Below are 19,964 nucleotides of genomic sequence, written 5' to 3'. Positions count from 1 at the left end.
ATTGAAGTTTTTATAGAGGATTCACCTCTAAACTAAGACAATCACCTATTTATATGCCAATATCATTCTTTACTTGACATATGATAGTTTGTCTAATTCTGAATATACCCTTTTTCCTGGGTGACAATAATGTCACCTTTTTTTCATTTTATATAGTATAAAATGAAAAACACTTCATACCAGTATAAGTTTGCGACAGAACTAGGTGAAAGGAGTTTAAATCATATATATTATAACTGAAATTTCAAACACTGCGGAACGACTTATTTTAGAACATTCCGCTCATATCAAAGACAGCACAAAGATTATCAATAAAACTCTTCATTAAAAATCTAAATTACTGTTGTGGGATTACAAATCTACTTATTCTGGAGTATCAAATAAGAAAGATTAATCACAACATTGTAAACAGATTCCCTTGTGTCATCCATTATCGTACTAGACGATATAGCGTAAGACGTACGCAAAGTTATTTAGCAAAACAAACAATATTATTACGTAATCCCATGAATACTAACAACTATTCAGCAAACACTTTGAACGACTCATAATTATCGTATGGGGATAAAGAAAATCTTACACTGTTCGATATTTGCTGATCAGAGTAGCCAATAGCCTTTAGTACATATGACGGTCTTGATACCCCACAAGCAGATCCTGCTGACGCTGCGATGTCATTAGATATTTTCTTCAGGAAAATCTGATTATTTATTCCTTTGACCTGAAAATTAACTATCCCAGGAACTTTGTTTTTAGATATACTGTTTAGTTCAAAACGATTACCAAAAGCTCCAGATAACACACTAACTAATTCATTCTCTAGGCTTAATAATCGTTTGATGTTTACCTTTTGATTATTTAAAGCTATTTCAGCTGCTTTACCAAATCCTACAACTTGATGTGTCGCTGTTGTTCCTGCTCTCAATCCAAATTCTTGTTCTCCTCCAGAAATTAGCGGAGTTATAACTCTTTTAATTTCATTTGAAACAACCAAAGCACCTATCCCCTTTGGTCCGTGAATTTTATGTGCTGAATAAGAAATTGAACTTAAACCAATGATTTCGGAATAATTTATGTCCACTTTACCAACCGATTGAGTACAGTCTGAATGAAAAAACACATTCTTGTCATTACATATCTTTCCTATCTCCACAATATCATTCATTGAACCAATTTCATTATTTGCATGCATAATTGTTACTAGAAATGTATTTTCATCAATTTTTGATTTCAGATCTTCTGGATTAATTGTTCCATCCTTATTCACGTCCAAATATACAACTTCTGCACCTAGTGTTTTTATAAATTCTAAACTTTTTAATACCGAATCGTGTTCAATAGGAGTAGAAATTATTTTATTTTTTTTGCCAAAATAACTAAAGAAAAGACCTTTAATAATCATATTATTGCTCTCTGAGCCAGAAGCAGTAAAAATCAAGCTCTCTTTGTTACATGATACAAGTTTTGAACATTGGCTGCGTCCAGTTTCGACTAATGACTTGGCTTGAAGTGCTTGATCATAGTATAAAGAATTAGAATTCCCATAAATCGTATTCAAACATTTGTTCATTTCATTAATAACATCTATATGAATTTTTGTCGTTGATGCGTTATCCAAATACAACATACTAAAACCTCGCTTCTAATAAATATTTAATAAACTTCTCTTTATTATGCAATAATGCGTTCTTTGCAAAGAGTTTGTCAATTCCATTTTCGATATAATAATTAACACAAAGATTAATTTCATTATCAGACAATTCTCCTTCTTCGTGAACCAAAATCATATTCTCCACAATTTGTAATTTATCTGAAAAAACGGTTTGAGTACTATATGCTGCTCCATCCGAACTTAAACAAAAATCCTTCTTTAACTTAGTACCTGATTTCAAACTATAAGCTAGAGCAATACGTAGTACAGCTGCCTTTGTTGATAACCCGAGCATATTTTGAAGTTCAACTGTTTTATTTTCGGTCGATTTACTAGTAACAATTTTTGTAATCATTTATTTACCTCACTAAAATATCCTTCTTTAATATATGTTTTTCCAGCTTCTGGATCATTATCAAGGTGATATGAATTACCAATTGAGTTTTCTATTAAGGAATAATTTGATCCAACAAATTCTTCATCAGTTGACAATATGATAATTTGATTAGAAATTGTAGAAACAATATTTTTAATATACAGCTCTCTATTCTCTGAATCTAGTCTTGCGAGAGGAGTATCAAAAATAAAGATTTCATCTTTATTTGAATTATCAAAAATCACCCATATTATCGTAGCAAGTAGTAATTGTTTTTCACCAGCTGATAAAAATGAAATTTCAATTTTTTGTTGTTTAGAATCAAATAATTCAAGAGAAAATGTTGTTGGGTCTATACTGACTTTTGATATATAATTTTTTTTCTTATTTACTTCTTCAAATTTCCTTTGAACAGCACGTTCTATTTTAAACAGTTCCTTTTGTGTGGCTTGACGTAAAAATAGGTTAATTGTTTTTTGGATTTTATACGCACTCTTAAAACTACCCTTTTCATTAGTAATATTCATTACTTTTCTTTCCAATAAGTCTGACTTCTTGTAAAGAATATCTAAATTACGTTCAATTTCATCTAAACTCGCAGATTTTTCATGAATCTTATCTTTTTGCAAATCTATTACAACACTTATATTGCTCAATTCAGCATAAGCTTGATTTATTTCATCAGATAACTCATTATTATTAATTATCTTATTTGCATCCTTATTTTTACTAAAAAGACTTGATAATTTTTTCTGATCATTCAACATTTCCTTGCTCGAAACCGTTTCAATCTCCTCTATTAACTCAACAAGTCTACTTTCAATGCTCACATCCAACAAACCCGTACTTAATAACGTTTTACTTTCCAACAAAGATATTGTATTATCGAGTTCATCAGTTCCTAAGTATTCTTTTATTACTTTTAGTTGATGTAAATATGCTTTTGGTTTATTTTGATCTAATTTATCCTTTAATTCTTTTAAAATATCTATATTTATACTATACAAATATTTGTTTTCCAAATAGTCTTTAAGCTGTATACTATTTCTCTTTCTTTTCTGCTCATGGTCTTTTATTATTTCTTCCAATTTTCTTTTTTGATTATTTGTAAGCCCTCCAATCTTCTCAAATTCAGCACGTTTTATTGATAATTCTTGTTCACGTACTTTAATATCATTATTTAAATATGTGATTTCACTTTGAATCTGTCTCCGTTTTGTTTTTGCGGTATTAATAATATTCTGCGTCTCTAAAAGCTCAATATGTTCTTTTGATTTTATTTCATCACTACTTTTCTTCATGTATACTGACAGGTCATTCGACAATCTCTTAAACAAGCTAAACGAATGAGTCGTATCAAAAATTGTTTTGATATATTCATCTATATTATTATCAGAAATAATTTTCGCAACTTCTTCACCATCAAAAAGTAGTGCATCAATCATTTGCGGAGGCAATAAATCCTTGAGCTTCGACCCAAATGAATAGGCGTTTTCTTGAGTTAGTTTTTTTCCATTACGAACAACTTCTTCTGAATATACATATTTATTATTTTTCAATTTCCATAACTTTTTAATCGAATATTCCTGATTTCGATAATCTTCAAACATTTTAATGGTTACCTTAATCATGAATTCACCATTACCCGATTTTACAACATTATAATTGAATAATTTCATCATCTTATTTAAATAAGCATCGCCATCAGTAGATAATCCAAACGAATAACTACCAAAAAGTCCAACTTTTATTGAACTCAATAATGTAGTTTTACCAGCTCCGTTTTTCCCTCCAATTAAAGTAATTGGTTTATTCTCATCTAAAGAAAAATCAAAACGGTTATTTAAACCTGTATACGGTCCAATATTTGATAATTCTATACTTTTTATTTTCATATAGTCACTCCATATTTAAACATTAATATAATCTTTACTTAGAATTTTATGAATTCCTTTTTGCACTTTATCTCTTCTCATCAATCCATAACAATCATTTTCTAAATGTAATAATTGTTTAATTATTGATGCATCCATTGCGTTTTCTTGGCAAATTTCATCTAGTAGATGAGTCATTGATTTTGTCAAATAATTTTCTCGACTGAAATCTTTAACATTTAGATTTCTATCGTAAATTGATGTATATAAATCAATAGCGCTATATTCCCAATTCCCTTTTTCCGACCATATTCGTTGAATTTCTAATACCTCTTCATCTCTAATTAATTCTATCTCTTCTCCACGTTGTATTCTTAGATTTCTTTGCATCTCTAGCAAGTCATTTAGCATTTCAAATCTAGCCTGATATGTGAAAGTACCCAACCCCAAGACCCCATATCCTTGATTGGTTTTTGATATAATCTTCGGATCATAAGCACTAGTAACATCAATATTGTTATTTTTAATATATTCTAGCGCAAGTTCCTTACTATCGAATATTCTCCAATGATCTCCAAAATTATCTTTGCCTGAATTTATATCGATAGATACCTTTTGTCGATTATTTTTTGCTGAAATTTCAATTTTTCCATTTTTCACTGTAGTTTTTGAGAAATATATCTGCCCATTCATTCTCATTTTCATTCTCATACTTCTATCATCTCTAATATCAACTAACCAATTTCTATAATCTAGCAATGGTTGTAACCATGTATGCCCACTATTTAAAAAGCCTGTTAATGATTTATCTTGTTGTACAACGGTACATACCCAACATCCAAAACGACTATTCCCACATGATCCAGCTTCTTGTTTTATTGATTCATCAATAACTAATGGACATTCTGAAGAATCGCTAGATTCTGAATATAATTTAAAAAGTTCACTATTATCATCTCCCCATGGAGCTGGTTTATTTAGCAATAATGACCAAACGTCATCAATAGTAAAAGGTTTTATTGGTGCAAAAACATACGCATTAGGAAGGCTTGAGTGAAGCATTAACTCATTTTCAACAATCTCCTTCTTTTTTAAAACTTGATCTCTTGAATTACTTTCACCTTCACGAACACCAAGCACAACAATAACTTCTCCATGTTCAGATACTTTTTCAAGAATAAAATCATTAGATGGCTGTATCTTCAATCTATCAGTACACCATCTAAAACTTTGATTTGGACAAGGGTATCCTTTTCCAATTAAATTCACCCAAAAAGTATTATTAATTGACGGATAAACCCTATGTGTAGAAATAGGTAATTCAATATCTTCTGCAAATTTCTGAACTTTATTTAACGTTTCAGTAATTTTGCTAATTATCAGTGGTGTTTCTACCAATGTATCTGATGAAATAATATAAATATGATTAGTCCTTTGCTCAACAGGAATTTCTTGAAGTGATTCAATTATAATCTGCATTGTTGCTGTAGAGTCTTTTCCACCACTGTATCCTAAAACCCATGGCTTTTCATTTGTTAAATATATATTTTTTATGACAGCTTTTCTTTCATCAACTAATTTATCATGTTCATCAAACCGACTTAAATAGCTCATTTTTAGACCTCTTTTCTCTGATCGCGTATCCGGCGTAAATAAAAAAATTGCAAAATGAAAAAGCTTAATACTTGATATATCTATATCAGGAATAAGCATTTTCTTCTATTCATTTTAACATGATCATGATTGTAATCATAGTTTTTCTTTAATTATATATATTTGACTGTACTCGATAATTCTCGCATTTTATCAAAAAATTCACTGATGATAATGATTGGAGCACTATCTGAATCCTCATATTTTTCAATGAGTTCTCTGTATAAGTATTCAAGACCTCCTAAGGCGTATTGATGAAATAATACCTTTCTTTCCATCTTCTTATTGTCAGTTTCACTTGACTCTTCAAATGCAACTTTAATAGCACGATCTTCGTCATCATATAAATACTCATTCAATGCAACTGCACCAAAAATCAATTCTATATACTTATTTCTTTGTGAATTCGTTAAAACATTCCGCGGAATTGTTATTGGCGATATATTCATTTCTGATATTTCTTGCGACTTCTTATTTTTTATAACCCCAACGGCACCTGCAACAAGATAAATATCAATATAATCAGGATTCTCAAACAATTCTTGTATTTTTTTTACCATCGAGACATGGTCACCTCTCAAAATAATGTCTGAACTAAAATCTAACATATCATCACCCTAATTCTTTCTCTACAACAATTGATGCTTTTGCATTTTCTTCATCAACAATGCTGTATCTTTTTCCTATATGTGTTTTAAGAATATCATAAGAGTTTTCGCCAAGTTGACTTGTTGTTGTAAGCAAAATGATTTGGTTGGCAAACTCAGGTAATTCACTACATACTTTCTGTCTATGGCTTTCATCAAGTTTAGCAAAAGGTGCATCCATTACCAATGGTAATTCGCTATTCGTATATTTTGTCTCTCGTTGATCACCAAATTGTTTTGATAATTTAATCAACGCACTAACAAACGCAAAAGAAACGACAATTTTTTGCCCTTCTGATAACACTGGATTACCATACTCACTAGTAACTGTTAAACGATATTTATCATCTATCGAAATTCTTCGATCTGCATTTAGCAATCTAGAAAAAGACTCAGAAACATAAACTTCTAGTTTATTTCTTACTTCACTTATTTTAAATTCTTTTATTCTTTGAATTTCAGATGTAACAAGCCTTGCTAACTCATATTTTAATTTTACTATATTGTTATCCTTTTCATCCTTTAAAACACGATTAAGATTTTGCTCCAATGTATCAATTTTCTTCTTGTGCAAGTCGATATCTCGTTTTACACTACCAATCTTCTCAACTGCTTGGTCTCTTTCATTTACTAAAGTTTCTCTTTCAATCTCAAGTTCTTTAATTCTTTGATCAGAATCTTGACCGATTTGTCTTATTTTCTCATGGATTTCTTCTTGTTTAGATTTTAAATCAATCAATTTTGTACCAAGTTCATCATATTCATCAATAGAGTTCTCTAGATATTCTTCAATATCAGGGACGGAATTAGAATTTGCATCAACTCTTTCTCGCATCACTTTTGTAAGTGTTGATAAACTTTCTGGAGGAATATATTTTTTCAAATCAACTAAATTATTGTATTCTTCACTACCTTCTTCAATTTCACACCCACATATACATTTTCCACGATGCAAGATTTCATTTATCGCATCAGCATTTATTCCATTAAGTCCTTTATTTAAGGACTCAGATTTATCTATTTTTTTATAAACGTTAATCATTAAGTTGTCTAAAAAAACTTTTGAGCTTTCTTTCCAAAATTTTTGAATGTATAATTTTGAAGCTTTCTCTTGTCTTTGCTTTGCATCATTTATCAACCTTTCGTTTTCTAATCTTTTATTTTCCAATTCTTTGACAGGTTGAAATGATTTTAATGCAACTGAATTCTCATTTATACTATTCTCAATACGCTTTTTCTCTACTTCCAAATTATTGAGTTCTATTCTTTTTTTCTTAAGCAGATTTCTGAATTTTTCCACATTGTTCAAAAGAGTCGATGCTTCAGGATTGTCTTTTACTATATTCTTATTCAGATCACGTTCAACATATTTTGCGTCATCTATCGCATTATCTAAAACTGTAATACCCAAACGTCTTTTAATAGTTTCAGATAGATCATCTTGACCTTCTTTAGTATCGTTTAGTTTTTCCATCCTTTCCCCATCAAAAAAGAAGTACCTTGAAAGACTCTCTGGAACAATTCTTTGTAGTTCCGCATTATTAACTTCTATTAATATGCCATCAGAATTCTTTTTTATAGCAGCAAAATTCATTTCACTATATCTCGCTGAATGATCATGCACTTTTTTTGCAGTTACTTCTCTTTGAATACTGTACAATTCATCATTATGTTCGAACTTAAGTTCAACAAAAACTTTATCACTTTCCCCAATTTCTAATATGTCTAAAACTTCATCATTTATCAGCAATTCAATTTTATCTAATTTCGTATATGTTGGTCCAAACAAGCACCAGTTAAATGCCTGTACTAATGTAGTTTTTCCATTACCATTATCTCCATCAATTAGCGTAATAGGCTTTTCATCATCGACCGAGAAATTGATCAAAACGTCTTTATATTGACGGAAATTATTTAATTTAATCGATATAAACCTCATTTTTCTTCCTCACTTTTTTCTACATCCGCTATAGCCTGATCAATTTGTCTTTTAATATATCTTGCAGCACTTTCTTTTCGAGTTGGTGCATTAATATTTTCAGATTCATAGTCAATAAGCAAGTCTGCTATTTCCTTCGCCTTTCCTTTTAAGCGAGTTACATCATAATTACTCAAAATAATCCTCCTCTATTTCGTTATCTACAATATCATAATCAACTTTGATTTCATTAATAATTGCCATGTTTTCTGAACGATTAATAGATAACTCAGCGAACTCAGTTACTCTATCTAGTTCAGCAACTACAAGCGATTTACCAATTCCATCATTGTTTAATCCATTTGGTGGGTATGTGACGAAATCATATATTGTGGCAAATTTCTTACCTGTTTCATCACTTTTTCTTAATACACGTCCTCTTCTTTGAATATACTCTTTTGGATTTTTTGAACTTGCTAATATGAATGCTCTTTCTATTGCAGGAATATTCACTCCTTCATCCAAACACTTTATCGCAACAATTGCTTGCGTTCTTTTTGTTTTGAAGTTTCTAATAATTCTATTTCTGTCCTCACTGTCTTCTTCTGCTGTAAATTTCTGAATATTCATCTCCAGTTCGCGTCCAAGTAATTGACAAACTTTTTCAATCTGACGTTTACTTTCTCTTTCTTCATCTTGATCATGTATCTCTAGATCATTATCATTTATTATTCGAGTAGCACCGCAATAAATTAAATTATAATACTCCTCTGAAAAATCTTTCATTATGTTCTCTAGTGCAGATAATTTATTTATTGCTCCTGCAACACATCTTGCTCTTTCTCTGGCATAAGCTTGACCAGCATCATCCAAATATTTTTTTCCATACTTGTTCTCTCGAATATGTTTTACAATCTGCTTAGTTAATTCTACATATTTTTCATATTCTCTTTCTGTTAATTGAATAGGAATTTGATGATAATAATACGGACAAAGATGTCCCCCTTCAATTGCTTCCTTCAATCCATAATTAAATACTTCACCATGAAAAAAATCGAATATAAAACTAGTTGACTCGTCATCACCTTTTCTAGTTGGAGTAGCAGACAATCCAAGTCTATATGTAAATTTTCCTTCATTCTTATTAAGCATACTCTCCATCTGGTTACTTCCAGCATTGTGAACCTCATCTACAACTAATAATATATTTGCATTAACTCTATCCAATACAGTTTGCATCTTGCTTGTAACGAATGATGAGTTTGTCACAATCAAAGTAAGCACATTCAATGACCGGTTTCTATTCAGTAAATCAATTGCACTACGCACATCTTTATCCCAACTTGCATATTTAGAATAACATCTTATTACTCTCGAACTCTTTTTTGATAAATCTTCATACCATTGTTCAACTAAATGTTGATACGGACATACAACGACATTCAAAATTGGATGATTTTGTGCGTCACTCGATATATCCTCCATACATCTTATGGCTGTCCATGTTTTTCCAGTTCCAGTTGCCATAGTTAATAATCCGAAGTTATTATTTTCATGCCATTTATTCACAGCATCCTTTTGATAGTCACGTAACTCTATTACGTTCAATTCATCTTTGTTTTCTACTTCTTCACTTACATATATTGATTCATCTTCTTCATTTTTACGTTGAACATTTGTGTAGTATTCACTAGGTTCATAAGCTTTTAAGATGTTAGTTCTGACAGCTTCTGGTATATCCATTACATCTAAAATATCTATCTCGTTATTCCATAATGCATCGAAATGCTTCTTCTTTTCTTTGATTCGAGCCTCATCACGTTCATTTTCCCAATCACAAAATACTTCAAAAGATTCAAAATTATGCAACATTGCATTATTTGTTTCATTTGCAGATCCAATAAAAGCTAAACTATTTAACTCATCTGAAATAATACCAATTTTTTCATGATAATCTCCAAAATTCTTCATTGATGCAATTTTTATACTTATTACATCTTTATAAACTAGCTCACTAAATAATTTGAACTCCTTACTTTTATAAAGGTCGTTTTCTTCAATTTCTCTTTGTAAAGCTTTATTTATTATTACATTTTTCATTTTATAAGATGTCTGAATAATTGCTATATCATCTTTACTTAGTTTTGGTGATGCCACAAGACGGATTTTCCCGCCATTACTAACAAACTGCTCAATCCCTGGCAACACACTTACTAATGAACTAATAGTAAAATAACCTACTGCTCTATCATATTGTGTAGCTTCTCTTAAAACAGGTATATAGAATTCGCTAGGTATTTTATTTGTTCCGCTATTATAAGTCAAAGACAGCTTTAGATCTCTTAACATAGATACCCCCAGTATTACTTAATTATTAGTATATCATTCTGTCAATTTTTTAACAATTAGTCAAAAGGACATGTTCACAATTTAAAAAAGAAAGATTTGCAAAGCATGCAATCTTTCTTTAGAAATTATTCACTTTTATTCAAACTCAATCGTTCCTGGAGGCTTACTAGTAATGTCTAGTAGTACCCTATTCACATGCTTAACTTCATTTACAATTCTACTTGAAATTACTGACAGTACATCAAATGGAATATGTGCCCAGTCAGCTGTCATTCCATCAATTGATGTTACAGCACGTATAGCTACCGCATAGTCATACGTTCTTTGATCACCCATAACTCCAACAGAGCGCATATTTGTAAGTGCTGTAAAGTATTGCCAAATCTCTCTATCTAATCCTGCTTTTGCAATTTCTTCACGCAAAATAAAATCTGAATCACGTACGATTTCTAGTTTTTCTTCAGTGATTTCACCAAGAACACGAATACCTAATCCTGGTCCTGGGAATGGTTGACGCCACACCATTGATTCAGGAAGTCCAAGTTCTGTACCTAATGCACGAACTTCATCCTTAAATAATGTATTTAAAGGCTCAATTAATTTGAACTGCATATCTTCAGGTAATCCACCAACATTATGGTGTGATTTAATTGTTTGCGCAGTCTTCGTACCAGACTCAATAACATCTGTATATAATGTTCCTTGAGCTAACCACTTAATATCTTCTCCTTGAATAAGTTTTTTTACTTCTTCATCAAATGTATAAACGAATTCATTACCAATGATTTTACGTTTTTCTTCTGGATCACTAACTCCAGCAAGTTTATTTAAGAAACGTTCTCTTGCATCTACTTTTGTAAGGTTGATGTTCATTTCTTTTCCAAACATCTTCATTACGCCTTCAGCTTCACCTTTACGCAATAATCCATGATCAATAAACATACAGTATAGTTGATCACCAATCGCTTTATGTAATAATGCTGCAACTACAGAAGAATCAACTCCACCACTAAGAGCAAGTAACACTTTATCAGTTCCTACTTGTTCACGGATCTTTTCGATTTCTGTGTCGACAAAACTATGCATAGACCAATCAGCATTTGCATGACATACTTCAAAGACAAAGTTTTTTAGAATATCATTTCCATATTCTGAGTGACGCACTTCTGGATGAAATTGCAATGTATAAATATTCTTAGCTACATTGCTTGTTGCTGCAAATGTACATGTTGAACTTGATGCGTCTTTTACAAACCCATCAGCAAGTTCACTTACTTGATCACCATGTGACATCCAAACAACTTGTTTTTTTGGCAATCCCTTGAAGATTGGTGAATCATTCTCAATTTCGATTTCAGTTCTTCCATATTCTTTTGAATCACATGCTTTAACTTTTCCACCATTCATATAGTGAGTCATTTGCATTCCATAACAAATCCCTAGAATTGGAATCCCTGCTTCATATATTGCTTTATCTACTTTAAATGCATCTTCATCATAGACACTATTTGGTCCACCACTAAAGATAATCCCTTTAACATCACCTAATGCTTTAATTTCATCTAGACTCATATCATGTGGATGTAATTCACTATAAACTCCAAACTCACGAATACGTCTAGCAATCAACTGGTTATATTGACTACCAAAGTCTAATACAATAATTTTATCAGCCATCATTTTCTCCTTTTTTATCTCACCTAGTGTAACATTTTTTAGAGTAAAGAAAAAGACGAATACTTTCAATTATTCATCTTTTTGCTTTAAAGTTACTTGGTAACTTATAGGTTTCATATTTAACATTTCTGGAAGTTCATCGTGTAACACAATATATTCAGCTGTTTTCTTTTTTGGATTGAAATTGTAGACACGATATAAATAGTATGATTCTCTATTCTGTTCCAAAAAATTGTACTCTTTATCTGTAATATAAAATGGTGTACATACGTCTCCTCTTGTGGTTTTTACTTCGATATATTTTACATTTCCATGTTCATCAACTGATTTAATATCATAGCTAGCACCATCATGAGTAACTATCGATGAATGTTCAAGCTTGGTTGATGTATCTATTCCAAGGTCTTCTAATCTTTTCCTTTCAAGATCTAGTACCATGAATTCACCTGCAATTCCAATTTTCAAATCAGCATCCGCTTTGACTAAATAGTCTCTCTTTGCTTTTACATCATGGTGATTGTAATTATCTTTTCTACTGAATTGCGGTTCTATTGGATATTCTCCTTTTTTCATCATCATTTCAGTTGCTACATTTGCAATGACTTCATCAACACAACCTAAATCTTTGTAATCGTCAGCATTTAAATCATTTTTTGGAGCAGTATATAGTTTATCACCATCTGTTTTTAATTCGTCTATTATTACTTCTGTTAGTATTTCATTATTTTTTCCTTCAAAGTTTTTTTCAACTAAGTATCCCGCCAACTCTTCATACACTGAAATCATATTTTGCATATCTAACAGTAATTCTTTATTATCTGGCAATTCATCTAGTTTATAACACTTTCCACATATATGGGCCGCTTCATAACCTCTTGCTTTATCTTGCTTTGAATGTAGATTGATTGAATCATAGCTAAAGTTATTCAAAGCAGTTCTCAATGTATTTTTCCACCAATTTGCGACTGTTCTTGCCTTGTTTTTTGCCACTTTTAACTTATAATTTTTTTCGTAAAAATGATATCCTTGATTAAGCGAAAGATAAACTTCTTGCATATCTGCAGAAAACAAATATACAAAGTAGTATCCTCTTTGTGCACTTGTTGTAATACTCTTATTCATTACTGCAATCCATGGCACATCTGCCCAATTGCCCATTCCAATTGAAAATGCAATTTTATATTTTGAGGTATCAATCAGATTTGATTTTTCAAGAACTTGCTTAGCCTGACTTTTGAATTGTGCAGCAAACAGTGAGTTCGCTAATGGCTTTTGTTTTTCTTCTTTATAATTCAACAATACATATTCAAGTAACTCTCTCATATTCCCTCCACTTTCATTTGATTTATTATAGATATGTCAGCAGGTGCAAAGTCCATAGTATCAATTTGCTTGATATCGATCCAACATACATTCTGGTGTTCAAGCAGTGTAAACTCTTTGGTATTACTTGTACAAATATAACAATCCATATCCAAAATGAAACTCTCATATTCATATACAACATTTGTATATAAACGTTTGATTTCAATACTCATATCTAGTTCTTCTTTGATTTCACGAACTAATGCAGTGTGATTATCTTCACCTTGTTCTACTTTTCCGCCTGGAAATTCCCACTTCCCAGCTAATTCACCTTTACTTCTTTGTGCTATCAGTATTTTATCGCCATCACAAATAATTGCAGCGACTACTTTAATCATTTTTTTCATACAAAAAGTATATCATTTTTAAGTGCATCATGTATCAAGATGATGTATTTATCATCATTTTTAATAAAATCCATGCTAAAATATAGGCATGGTGAGTATATTTAAATTATTATTACTTGTGTTTCTTATTATTGTTACAGGGTACACAGCATTTAAATACATTGAGATTTTACGTATTAAAAACAAGAAAGTAAAAAGAGGATTATATACATTTTTGTATTTTTTCCAGTTTATGTTTATTTTGCGTTTCTTCTTAGTTCCTAGACTAACGACACATGGATGGCCAGTGTTATTTATTCTTTGGAGTACAAGTGTATTCTTTATGTTTATTATTTTATCATTTATCTTTTTCGCATTTGTATCAATTTACAACATTATACAAAAACGAATGATTCGTAAATGGTATGTTCCTAGAAGAGATATTATTATGCTATTAATGGTATTCTCTATTATTATTGGAACGTATTCAACGATTCACGCTCGAGTCATAACTACACAAAGCTATTATGTTCATGTGCAAAAAGAAAGTATACATAGTGAACTTCGCATTGCATACATTAGTGACTTACATTTAGGAAACTCAGTAGACATTAAAAAATTAAAGAAAATTGTGGATGATGTGAATAACGCAGAACCAGATTTAGTACTATTTGGTGGAGATATCTTTGATGAACTAACAAATGATTATCATCTAAAGAAATCTGTTGATGTGTTCAAACAACTAACCCCAACCTATGGTTCTTACTATGTGTTTGGTAACCACGAGGAACATCGAAGCAATCTAGACATCTATTATGATGCACTTGAAGCAGCAGGTATTACTCCAATTGTGGATGATGTTATGGTAGTTGCCGATGATATCCAACTTATTGGACGCGATGATTACACGAAGCATAAAGATCGTCCATCTCTAAAATCACTTGCTAAAAAGCTTGACCAAAGTAAACCTATCATTGTTTTAGATCATCAACCAATCATTGATGACTACCATGATATTGATTTACAGCTATCTGGACATACACATGACGGACAAATATTTCCATACAACTTATTAGTTGCAATTCAATTTCCACACTCTTATGGCTACTTTAAAGAGCCTTATCAAATGATTACATCAAGTGGTGCAGGAACTTGGGGAGTACCAGCTAGACTTGGTAGTGATTCAGAAATTGTAATCATAAATATGATTATGGATAGATAAACAAAAATGAGCTCGCGCTCATTTTTATTATATAAATAATACCCCCAGATAATCTGGGGGTCCCGATAGGCTTTAGCGGAGTGGTAACGAAAAAACCCTCCTGTATAATTGAGGTGCGGCATAGCAACTGCATCCAACAATAAATACAAGGAGGAAATGTCAATGAATAACAATGACGTACATAGTTTAGCACATAGCAAATGGTGCTGCAAATACCATATCGTATGGGCACCGAAATACAGGAGGAAAGTATTTTACGATAGTAAAAGATTAGAAATAGGAAAAATAATAAGAGATCTTTGTGAATGGAAAGGTGTAAATATACTTGAAGCAGAAGTGTGTGCAGATCACATCCATATATTAGTAGAAATTCCACCGAAATATAGCATATCTGGATTTATGGGATATTTAAAAGGAAAAAGTAGTCAGATAATCTATGAGAAATGGGGAAATATGAAATTCAAGTATCGAGGTCGCTCTTTCTGGTGTAGAGGATATTACGTTGATACGGTAGGGAAAAACACCAAGAAAATAACAGAATATATACAGAATCAACTGAAAGAGGACCGTGAGGCAGAACAATTAACAATGAATTTGAAAGATCCGTTTGGAAAGTAGCGTGCAAGACGCATAGGCGAAGCCAAATGAAATAAAACCCCTTTAGGGGTGGCTGTTGGAGGAGGGCTATGCCCGCACAGTAAAATACCACCGGCTAAGCCGGTGGATATTTATTTTGTTTGATTGTGTATCCACTGCAGTACATTCATCCAACGTTTCATTAAATATTGTGTATGACCACCTTCATCAATGTATAGTTCAATTGAATTATTGGGTAATGTATCAATTGTTGCTTGGGTTAAATCTTTTGTGAATAGTTTTTCTCCACTTGTTTCCATCCATTCTCGTGTACCACAAGAAAAATATACTTTCGCTTGTTTATTAAGTACTTGATGTTCATGAATAAATGTTAACCAATTTGGATACCAGAAAGATCCTGATAGACTTCCAATACCCGCAAAGTAATCTATTTGATATAAAGAATACGTCGCAAATAATCCAGCAAGTGAAAAACCTGTAAGATATGTAGGACCTTTAGGAATCTGCTGTTCTTTTAAAAATGGTGGTAGTACTTGTAGCAACTCATTTAAATATACTGATGCCTGTCCTGTAAAGTTTTCATAAATATCATGTAATTCACTAACATCCCATGGTGTATACTGTGCATCTCGATTACTAGGCTGTATCCCAATCACATACATTTCTTGTAATAAGGGATCACGAAATATCTGTCCTAAATTATTGAAAATACTATCTCCATCGAGCACCCAAACAATTGGATATGTTTTATCTTCCTGTATTTCCTTAGGCCGAAATATATAGATATCCACTTGTTTATTTCGTATTGTTAGCTTCTTCTTTGTAAGTCCTTGTATCATCGTATCCACCCTTTCTGTCTACTATCATATCATGTTCAATCACTAAAGATGTATCTTGATACATAAATGAAAGCCTTATCAATGATAAATCCGATATTTTGTAGAGATATTAACTAGATAACCAACGTCATATGTGGTAGCATACCAAGTGGACAAATCATTTTAAAGTGAAAGGAGATAAACTTAGTTTATGCTAAGTTTAATGATAGTATATGAAATTATTAGCATTTGATTTAGATGGTACATTACTAACAAGTAAGCAAAGAATTGCCGATTCTTCTTTGGAAGTCATTCGTGCATTTCTTAAACAAGGAAATCGTATGTGTATAGTTACAGGTCGCAACTATGATTTAGTTAAGCCAATTGTAGATTTATATCAACTTGATTGTGATCTACTATTAAACAATGGACACCAACTTATCACTAAAGATGGAACCATTCAAAAAGAAAGTAGTATGAGTGATCAAACCGCACGTGCAATACTCGAAATTCTAATTGCCTATGACTTTCTATTTACTGTACACACAACGAAAGGTAAATATATATTTGAGGATATTGATACATTCTTTGATAATCACATAAAAATTGTGAAACAAAATCGCGGTGATGATTTCGATGATGTGAAAGATTCCCCACTAATGAAAAAAGACATCTTCTTAGCTAATACACATGAAGTAACAAGTATTGATGAATTTATGGAAACAGGTGCGAAAATCCTAAAAATCGATGCACGTAACTTTGATGCTGAAAAACGTGTAGAAGGTCGATTACGTATTGATAATTTACCTGAACTTGCTGTACATTCATCATATGAAGCATTTATGGAAATTACTTCAAAAGATGCTAACAAAGCAACTTTACTACTTGAATATGCAAATAGTCTACAAATCTCTAAAGATGATGTGTATGTGTTTGGTGATAGTATGAATGACTATGAAATGTTTGAAACTTTCACAAATACCATTGCAATGGCAAATGCAGATAAACCGATCTTGGAACTTGCTAAATACATTACAGATACCAATGATAATGATGGAATCTATAAAGCAATAAAAACCATTCTATAGATAACTTGGAAGCACAAATTACTGTGCTTCTTTTTCTTGCATTTCACTACAATTTGAACTATTATCTATTTAGATATTTATCTAAATAAAGAAAGGATACTTATGGGATTTCACGAAACATTTAAAGCATTATCTGATCCAATTCGCCGTGATATACTCACCTACCTAAAAAATGGTGAAGTTTCAGCTGGAGAGATCTCTGATCAGTTCAATGTTTCCAAAGCCACAATATCACATCACCTTTCCATTCTAAAGAAAGCGGATTTGGTATATGAGCAAAAAGAAAAAAACTTTATCTATTATGGTTTAAATACATCTGTATTTGAAGAGTTATCCTTATGGGTAACCCAATTTATGAAAGGACAAGACAAATGAAAACCTTTAATAAAAAGTCATGTATAATTGGCTTACTATTATATGTAATTCCACTAACGATTATATTATTCACATACAATAACCTACCAGCTAGTATTCCTAGACACTGGGATGTAAATGGCGAAGTAGATGGTTGGATGGATAAATCTTTTATCTATATTGAAGTATTTGGGATGCTTGCTTTCCATTTAGTTTTACTATTTATACAACGAATTTTACCTGATAAACATGGAACAAAAAACAGCAAACTAGCTAATCTTATGTTCTATTACTTTATGCCAGTACTAACAACCATCATTGTTGGTGCTAGTATTTTAAGTATTTACTCAAAGCCACAGATCATTTCAACTATTGTATTTATTTTTATTGGTTTACTATTTATGGTGATTGGAAACTACTTACCTAAAGTAAGACACAATTACTGGTTAGGTATTAAACTTCCTTGGACACTTGCTTCAACAGTAAACTGGGAGAAAACACATCGGTTTGCTGGACCTATTTGGGTAATCTCTGGACTATTCATTGTCATCCTAGGAATTATCTCAATCTTCCTTGATTCAGATGTATCGGTGTTTATTATCATCATGTTGATTATTATTTTTGCAGATGTATTAATACCTTCCATCTATTCATACAAACAATACAAAATTGAATCAAACAATTAACGCCACATGGCGTTTTTTTGTGCCGGGGTACTTGATACAATATGTATATAGAAACAACAACGAAAGGAGTTATTGCATATGAAATTAATCAAAATGATTCTTTGGCTTTGTTTTCTTCCAATCGCATTAGTTCTTGCATTCTTGAGTGGTTTTCAAAGTGCTGCTGGCAAAAGATAATTTAAACCCTTTATAGTAAAAGAAAAGGGTATATTCAAAAATCGTGGGGTGAATTCGGCTTTAAATAAATCATGGGGTAATAAATAGTCCGCTTTAAAATATTTATGGGGTATTTATTACTCCATTTTTTTATTATGATTTTATTGGCCTCAGTTATTTTCATTTACAAGAGGAGGAAATAGTCAAATGAAAAAATTTATAATGAAAGCTTTAGCCCTTTCTGAAGAAGCCTACAATCAAATAGAGGAAATAAAATCGTTAGAGGATTTCAACTTAATGTGATAAAGAAACAATATATGTCAAAGGTTACACCAAAAGAAAAATTTCCCATTCATTTTTGCTGAATCGAGAAACGACAATTTTTTATAATTGTAGAAGATATTTATGCAAGCATTGCCGTGCTTCCTTCACTGAAAGTAACCCATTTACTTTGAAGGACCAAACAAAAATATCTTCCTATTCAATTATAAACATATTAAACGATTTGCGACCATATAATGCAACATTTTCTGATGTTGCCAGAAGATATCATATATCTGTATCAAAAGTCATTGACGTGTTTGATAGTTACGTTAAAATACCACGTAAGAAATTAAGTAGAATTATTTGTTTAGATGAGTTCTATTTCAATCGCCACTCTAAATACAAATATGCCTTTATGATCATGGACTTTGAAAAGAAAATCATCTTAGATATTTTGGAGTCTAGACATACTCAATTTATAAACAGTTATTTCTATTCAATCCCAAGAGAGGAACGTAATAACGTTGATTACGTAATTATCGATATGTATAAGAACTATCGTGATTTAGCTGGTATATTCTTTAAAGAAGCATCTGTTTGCGTTGACTCATTTCACGTTGTGAAGAATTACTTAATGTAATAGCACGTATTGTTTCAATTATAGAAATACGGTTATATAAATGCGGATTGATATTATGCAAGTCAGAATAATTTTGAACCTCTTCAATCGTAGTCGAACATACAAATAATGACTTTGATTTATCAAGTGTTTTTACAATATTCAAAACTTCTTCTTTATCTCTAATAATTCCTATAATTATGTTTGAATCTAAAAGATATCCTACATACAATGTCATTAAGTTAAGGATTGTAAAACATAGAAGAGTTGGAAATATCTGACCCTTCTTTTTTATTTGCTCAATGTGTTGACAAAAAATCGAAA

19 protein-coding genes are annotated in these 19,964 nt (G+C 31.3%); 6 read left to right on the top strand and 13 right to left on the bottom strand.

The window, feature by feature from the left end; all coding sequences use genetic code 11:
- Positions 1-520: 520 nt before the first annotated feature.
- The 11 genes from M2098_RS10465 to M2098_RS10415 form a co-directional block, all read right to left on the bottom strand.
- A complete protein-coding gene (locus M2098_RS10465) occupies positions 521-1,627 on the bottom strand; it encodes a cysteine desulfurase family protein (RefSeq protein WP_280684223.1) in 1,107 nt (368 codons plus the stop codon).
- Between the two features lies 1 nt (position 1,628).
- Positions 1,629-2,006, bottom strand: a complete 378-nt coding sequence (locus M2098_RS10460; protein WP_280684225.1) for a DndE family protein — start codon at positions 2,004-2,006, stop codon at positions 1,629-1,631.
- Positions 2,003-3,922: a DNA sulfur modification protein DndD gene (gene dndD / locus M2098_RS10455; protein WP_280684227.1), complete on the bottom strand. Its 1,920-nt coding sequence runs from the start codon at positions 3,920-3,922 to the stop codon at positions 2,003-2,005. The genes M2098_RS10460 and dndD overlap by 4 nt, the downstream gene beginning before the upstream one ends.
- Before the next feature lie 15 nt (positions 3,923-3,937).
- Entirely contained in the window at positions 3,938-5,515 is a 1,578-nt protein-coding gene (dndC, locus tag M2098_RS10450; RefSeq protein ID WP_280684229.1) for a DNA phosphorothioation system sulfurtransferase DndC, read from the bottom strand.
- A gap of 152 nt (positions 5,516-5,667) precedes the next feature.
- On the bottom strand, positions 5,668-6,162 hold the full coding sequence (locus M2098_RS10445) for a hypothetical protein (RefSeq protein ID WP_280684231.1): 495 nt from the start codon (positions 6,160-6,162) through the stop codon (positions 5,668-5,670).
- Between the two features lie 4 nt (positions 6,163-6,166).
- Complete coding sequence (locus M2098_RS10440; protein WP_280684233.1) at positions 6,167-8,140, bottom strand: AAA family ATPase; 1,974 nt, start codon at positions 8,138-8,140, stop codon at positions 6,167-6,169.
- Entirely contained in the window at positions 8,137-8,316 is a 180-nt protein-coding gene (locus M2098_RS10435; protein WP_280684235.1) for a hypothetical protein, read from the bottom strand. Before M2098_RS10435 ends, M2098_RS10440 begins: the two co-directional genes overlap by 4 nt.
- A complete protein-coding gene (locus M2098_RS10430; protein WP_280684237.1) occupies positions 8,309-10,468 on the bottom strand; it encodes a DEAD/DEAH box helicase family protein in 2,160 nt (719 codons plus the stop codon). The genes M2098_RS10435 and M2098_RS10430 overlap by 8 nt, the downstream gene beginning before the upstream one ends.
- A 135-nt stretch (positions 10,469-10,603) precedes the next feature.
- Complete coding sequence (gene guaA, locus M2098_RS10425; RefSeq protein ID WP_280684239.1) at positions 10,604-12,145, bottom strand: glutamine-hydrolyzing GMP synthase; 1,542 nt, start codon at positions 12,143-12,145, stop codon at positions 10,604-10,606.
- Positions 12,146-12,214: 69 nt separating this feature from the next.
- Positions 12,215-13,468: a DUF3578 domain-containing protein gene (locus M2098_RS10420; RefSeq protein ID WP_280684241.1), complete on the bottom strand. Its 1,254-nt coding sequence runs from the start codon at positions 13,466-13,468 to the stop codon at positions 12,215-12,217.
- Positions 13,465-13,857 carry a (deoxy)nucleoside triphosphate pyrophosphohydrolase gene (locus M2098_RS10415; RefSeq protein ID WP_280684243.1) on the bottom strand — a complete coding sequence of 131 codons (393 nt, stop codon included), beginning with the start codon at positions 13,855-13,857 and terminating at the stop codon, positions 13,465-13,467. The genes M2098_RS10420 and M2098_RS10415 overlap by 4 nt, the downstream gene beginning before the upstream one ends.
- A 91-nt stretch (positions 13,858-13,948) precedes the next feature.
- Between M2098_RS10415 and M2098_RS10410 the strand changes: the two genes are divergently transcribed.
- Both M2098_RS10410 and tnpA read left to right on the top strand, forming a co-directional pair.
- Positions 13,949-15,058 carry a metallophosphoesterase gene (locus tag M2098_RS10410; protein ID WP_280684245.1) on the top strand — a complete coding sequence of 370 codons (1,110 nt, stop codon included), beginning with the start codon at positions 13,949-13,951 and terminating at the stop codon, positions 15,056-15,058.
- Between the two features lie 162 nt (positions 15,059-15,220).
- Positions 15,221-15,676, top strand: coding sequence for an IS200/IS605 family transposase (gene tnpA / locus M2098_RS10405; RefSeq protein ID WP_280684247.1), 456 nt, complete (start codon positions 15,221-15,223; stop codon positions 15,674-15,676).
- Positions 15,677-15,786: 110 nt separating this feature from the next.
- Here the strand turns inward: tnpA and M2098_RS10400 are convergent, their stop codons facing one another.
- Positions 15,787-16,494, bottom strand: a complete 708-nt coding sequence (locus M2098_RS10400) for an alpha/beta hydrolase-fold protein (RefSeq protein ID WP_280684249.1) — start codon at positions 16,492-16,494, stop codon at positions 15,787-15,789.
- A 212-nt stretch (positions 16,495-16,706) separates the two neighbouring features.
- On the opposite strand from M2098_RS10400, the gene M2098_RS10395 reads away from it, so the two are divergent.
- From M2098_RS10395 to M2098_RS10380, 4 genes are all read left to right on the top strand, one after another.
- The gene (locus M2098_RS10395) at positions 16,707-17,561 is read left to right on the top strand and encodes an HAD family hydrolase (protein WP_280684251.1); all 855 of its coding nucleotides are present in this window, start codon (positions 16,707-16,709) and stop codon (positions 17,559-17,561) included.
- A 102-nt stretch (positions 17,562-17,663) separates the two neighbouring features.
- Positions 17,664-17,936: an autorepressor SdpR family transcription factor gene (locus M2098_RS10390; protein ID WP_280684253.1), complete on the top strand. Its 273-nt coding sequence runs from the start codon at positions 17,664-17,666 to the stop codon at positions 17,934-17,936.
- The gene (locus tag M2098_RS10385) at positions 17,933-18,601 is read left to right on the top strand and encodes an SdpI family protein (protein WP_280684255.1); all 669 of its coding nucleotides are present in this window, start codon (positions 17,933-17,935) and stop codon (positions 18,599-18,601) included. The genes M2098_RS10390 and M2098_RS10385 overlap by 4 nt, the downstream gene beginning before the upstream one ends.
- A 733-nt stretch (positions 18,602-19,334) precedes the next feature.
- On the top strand, positions 19,335-19,661 hold the full coding sequence (locus tag M2098_RS10380; protein ID WP_280684257.1) for a transposase: 327 nt from the start codon (positions 19,335-19,337) through the stop codon (positions 19,659-19,661).
- Here the strand turns inward: M2098_RS10380 and M2098_RS10375 are convergent.
- The coding region (locus M2098_RS10375) for a hypothetical protein (RefSeq protein ID WP_280685287.1) at positions 19,603-19,964 on the bottom strand (362 nt) is incomplete at its 5' end. The two genes, M2098_RS10380 and M2098_RS10375, sit on opposite strands and share 59 nt — an antisense overlap.

This window comes from Breznakia sp. PFB1-19 (genome assembly GCF_029893935.1).
Lineage (GTDB): Bacteria > Bacillota_I > Bacilli_A > Erysipelotrichales > Erysipelotrichaceae > Breznakia > Breznakia blatticola.
The sequence above is the reverse complement of the archived record's forward strand: the minus strand, read 5'-3'. Positions and strand labels throughout refer to the sequence as shown.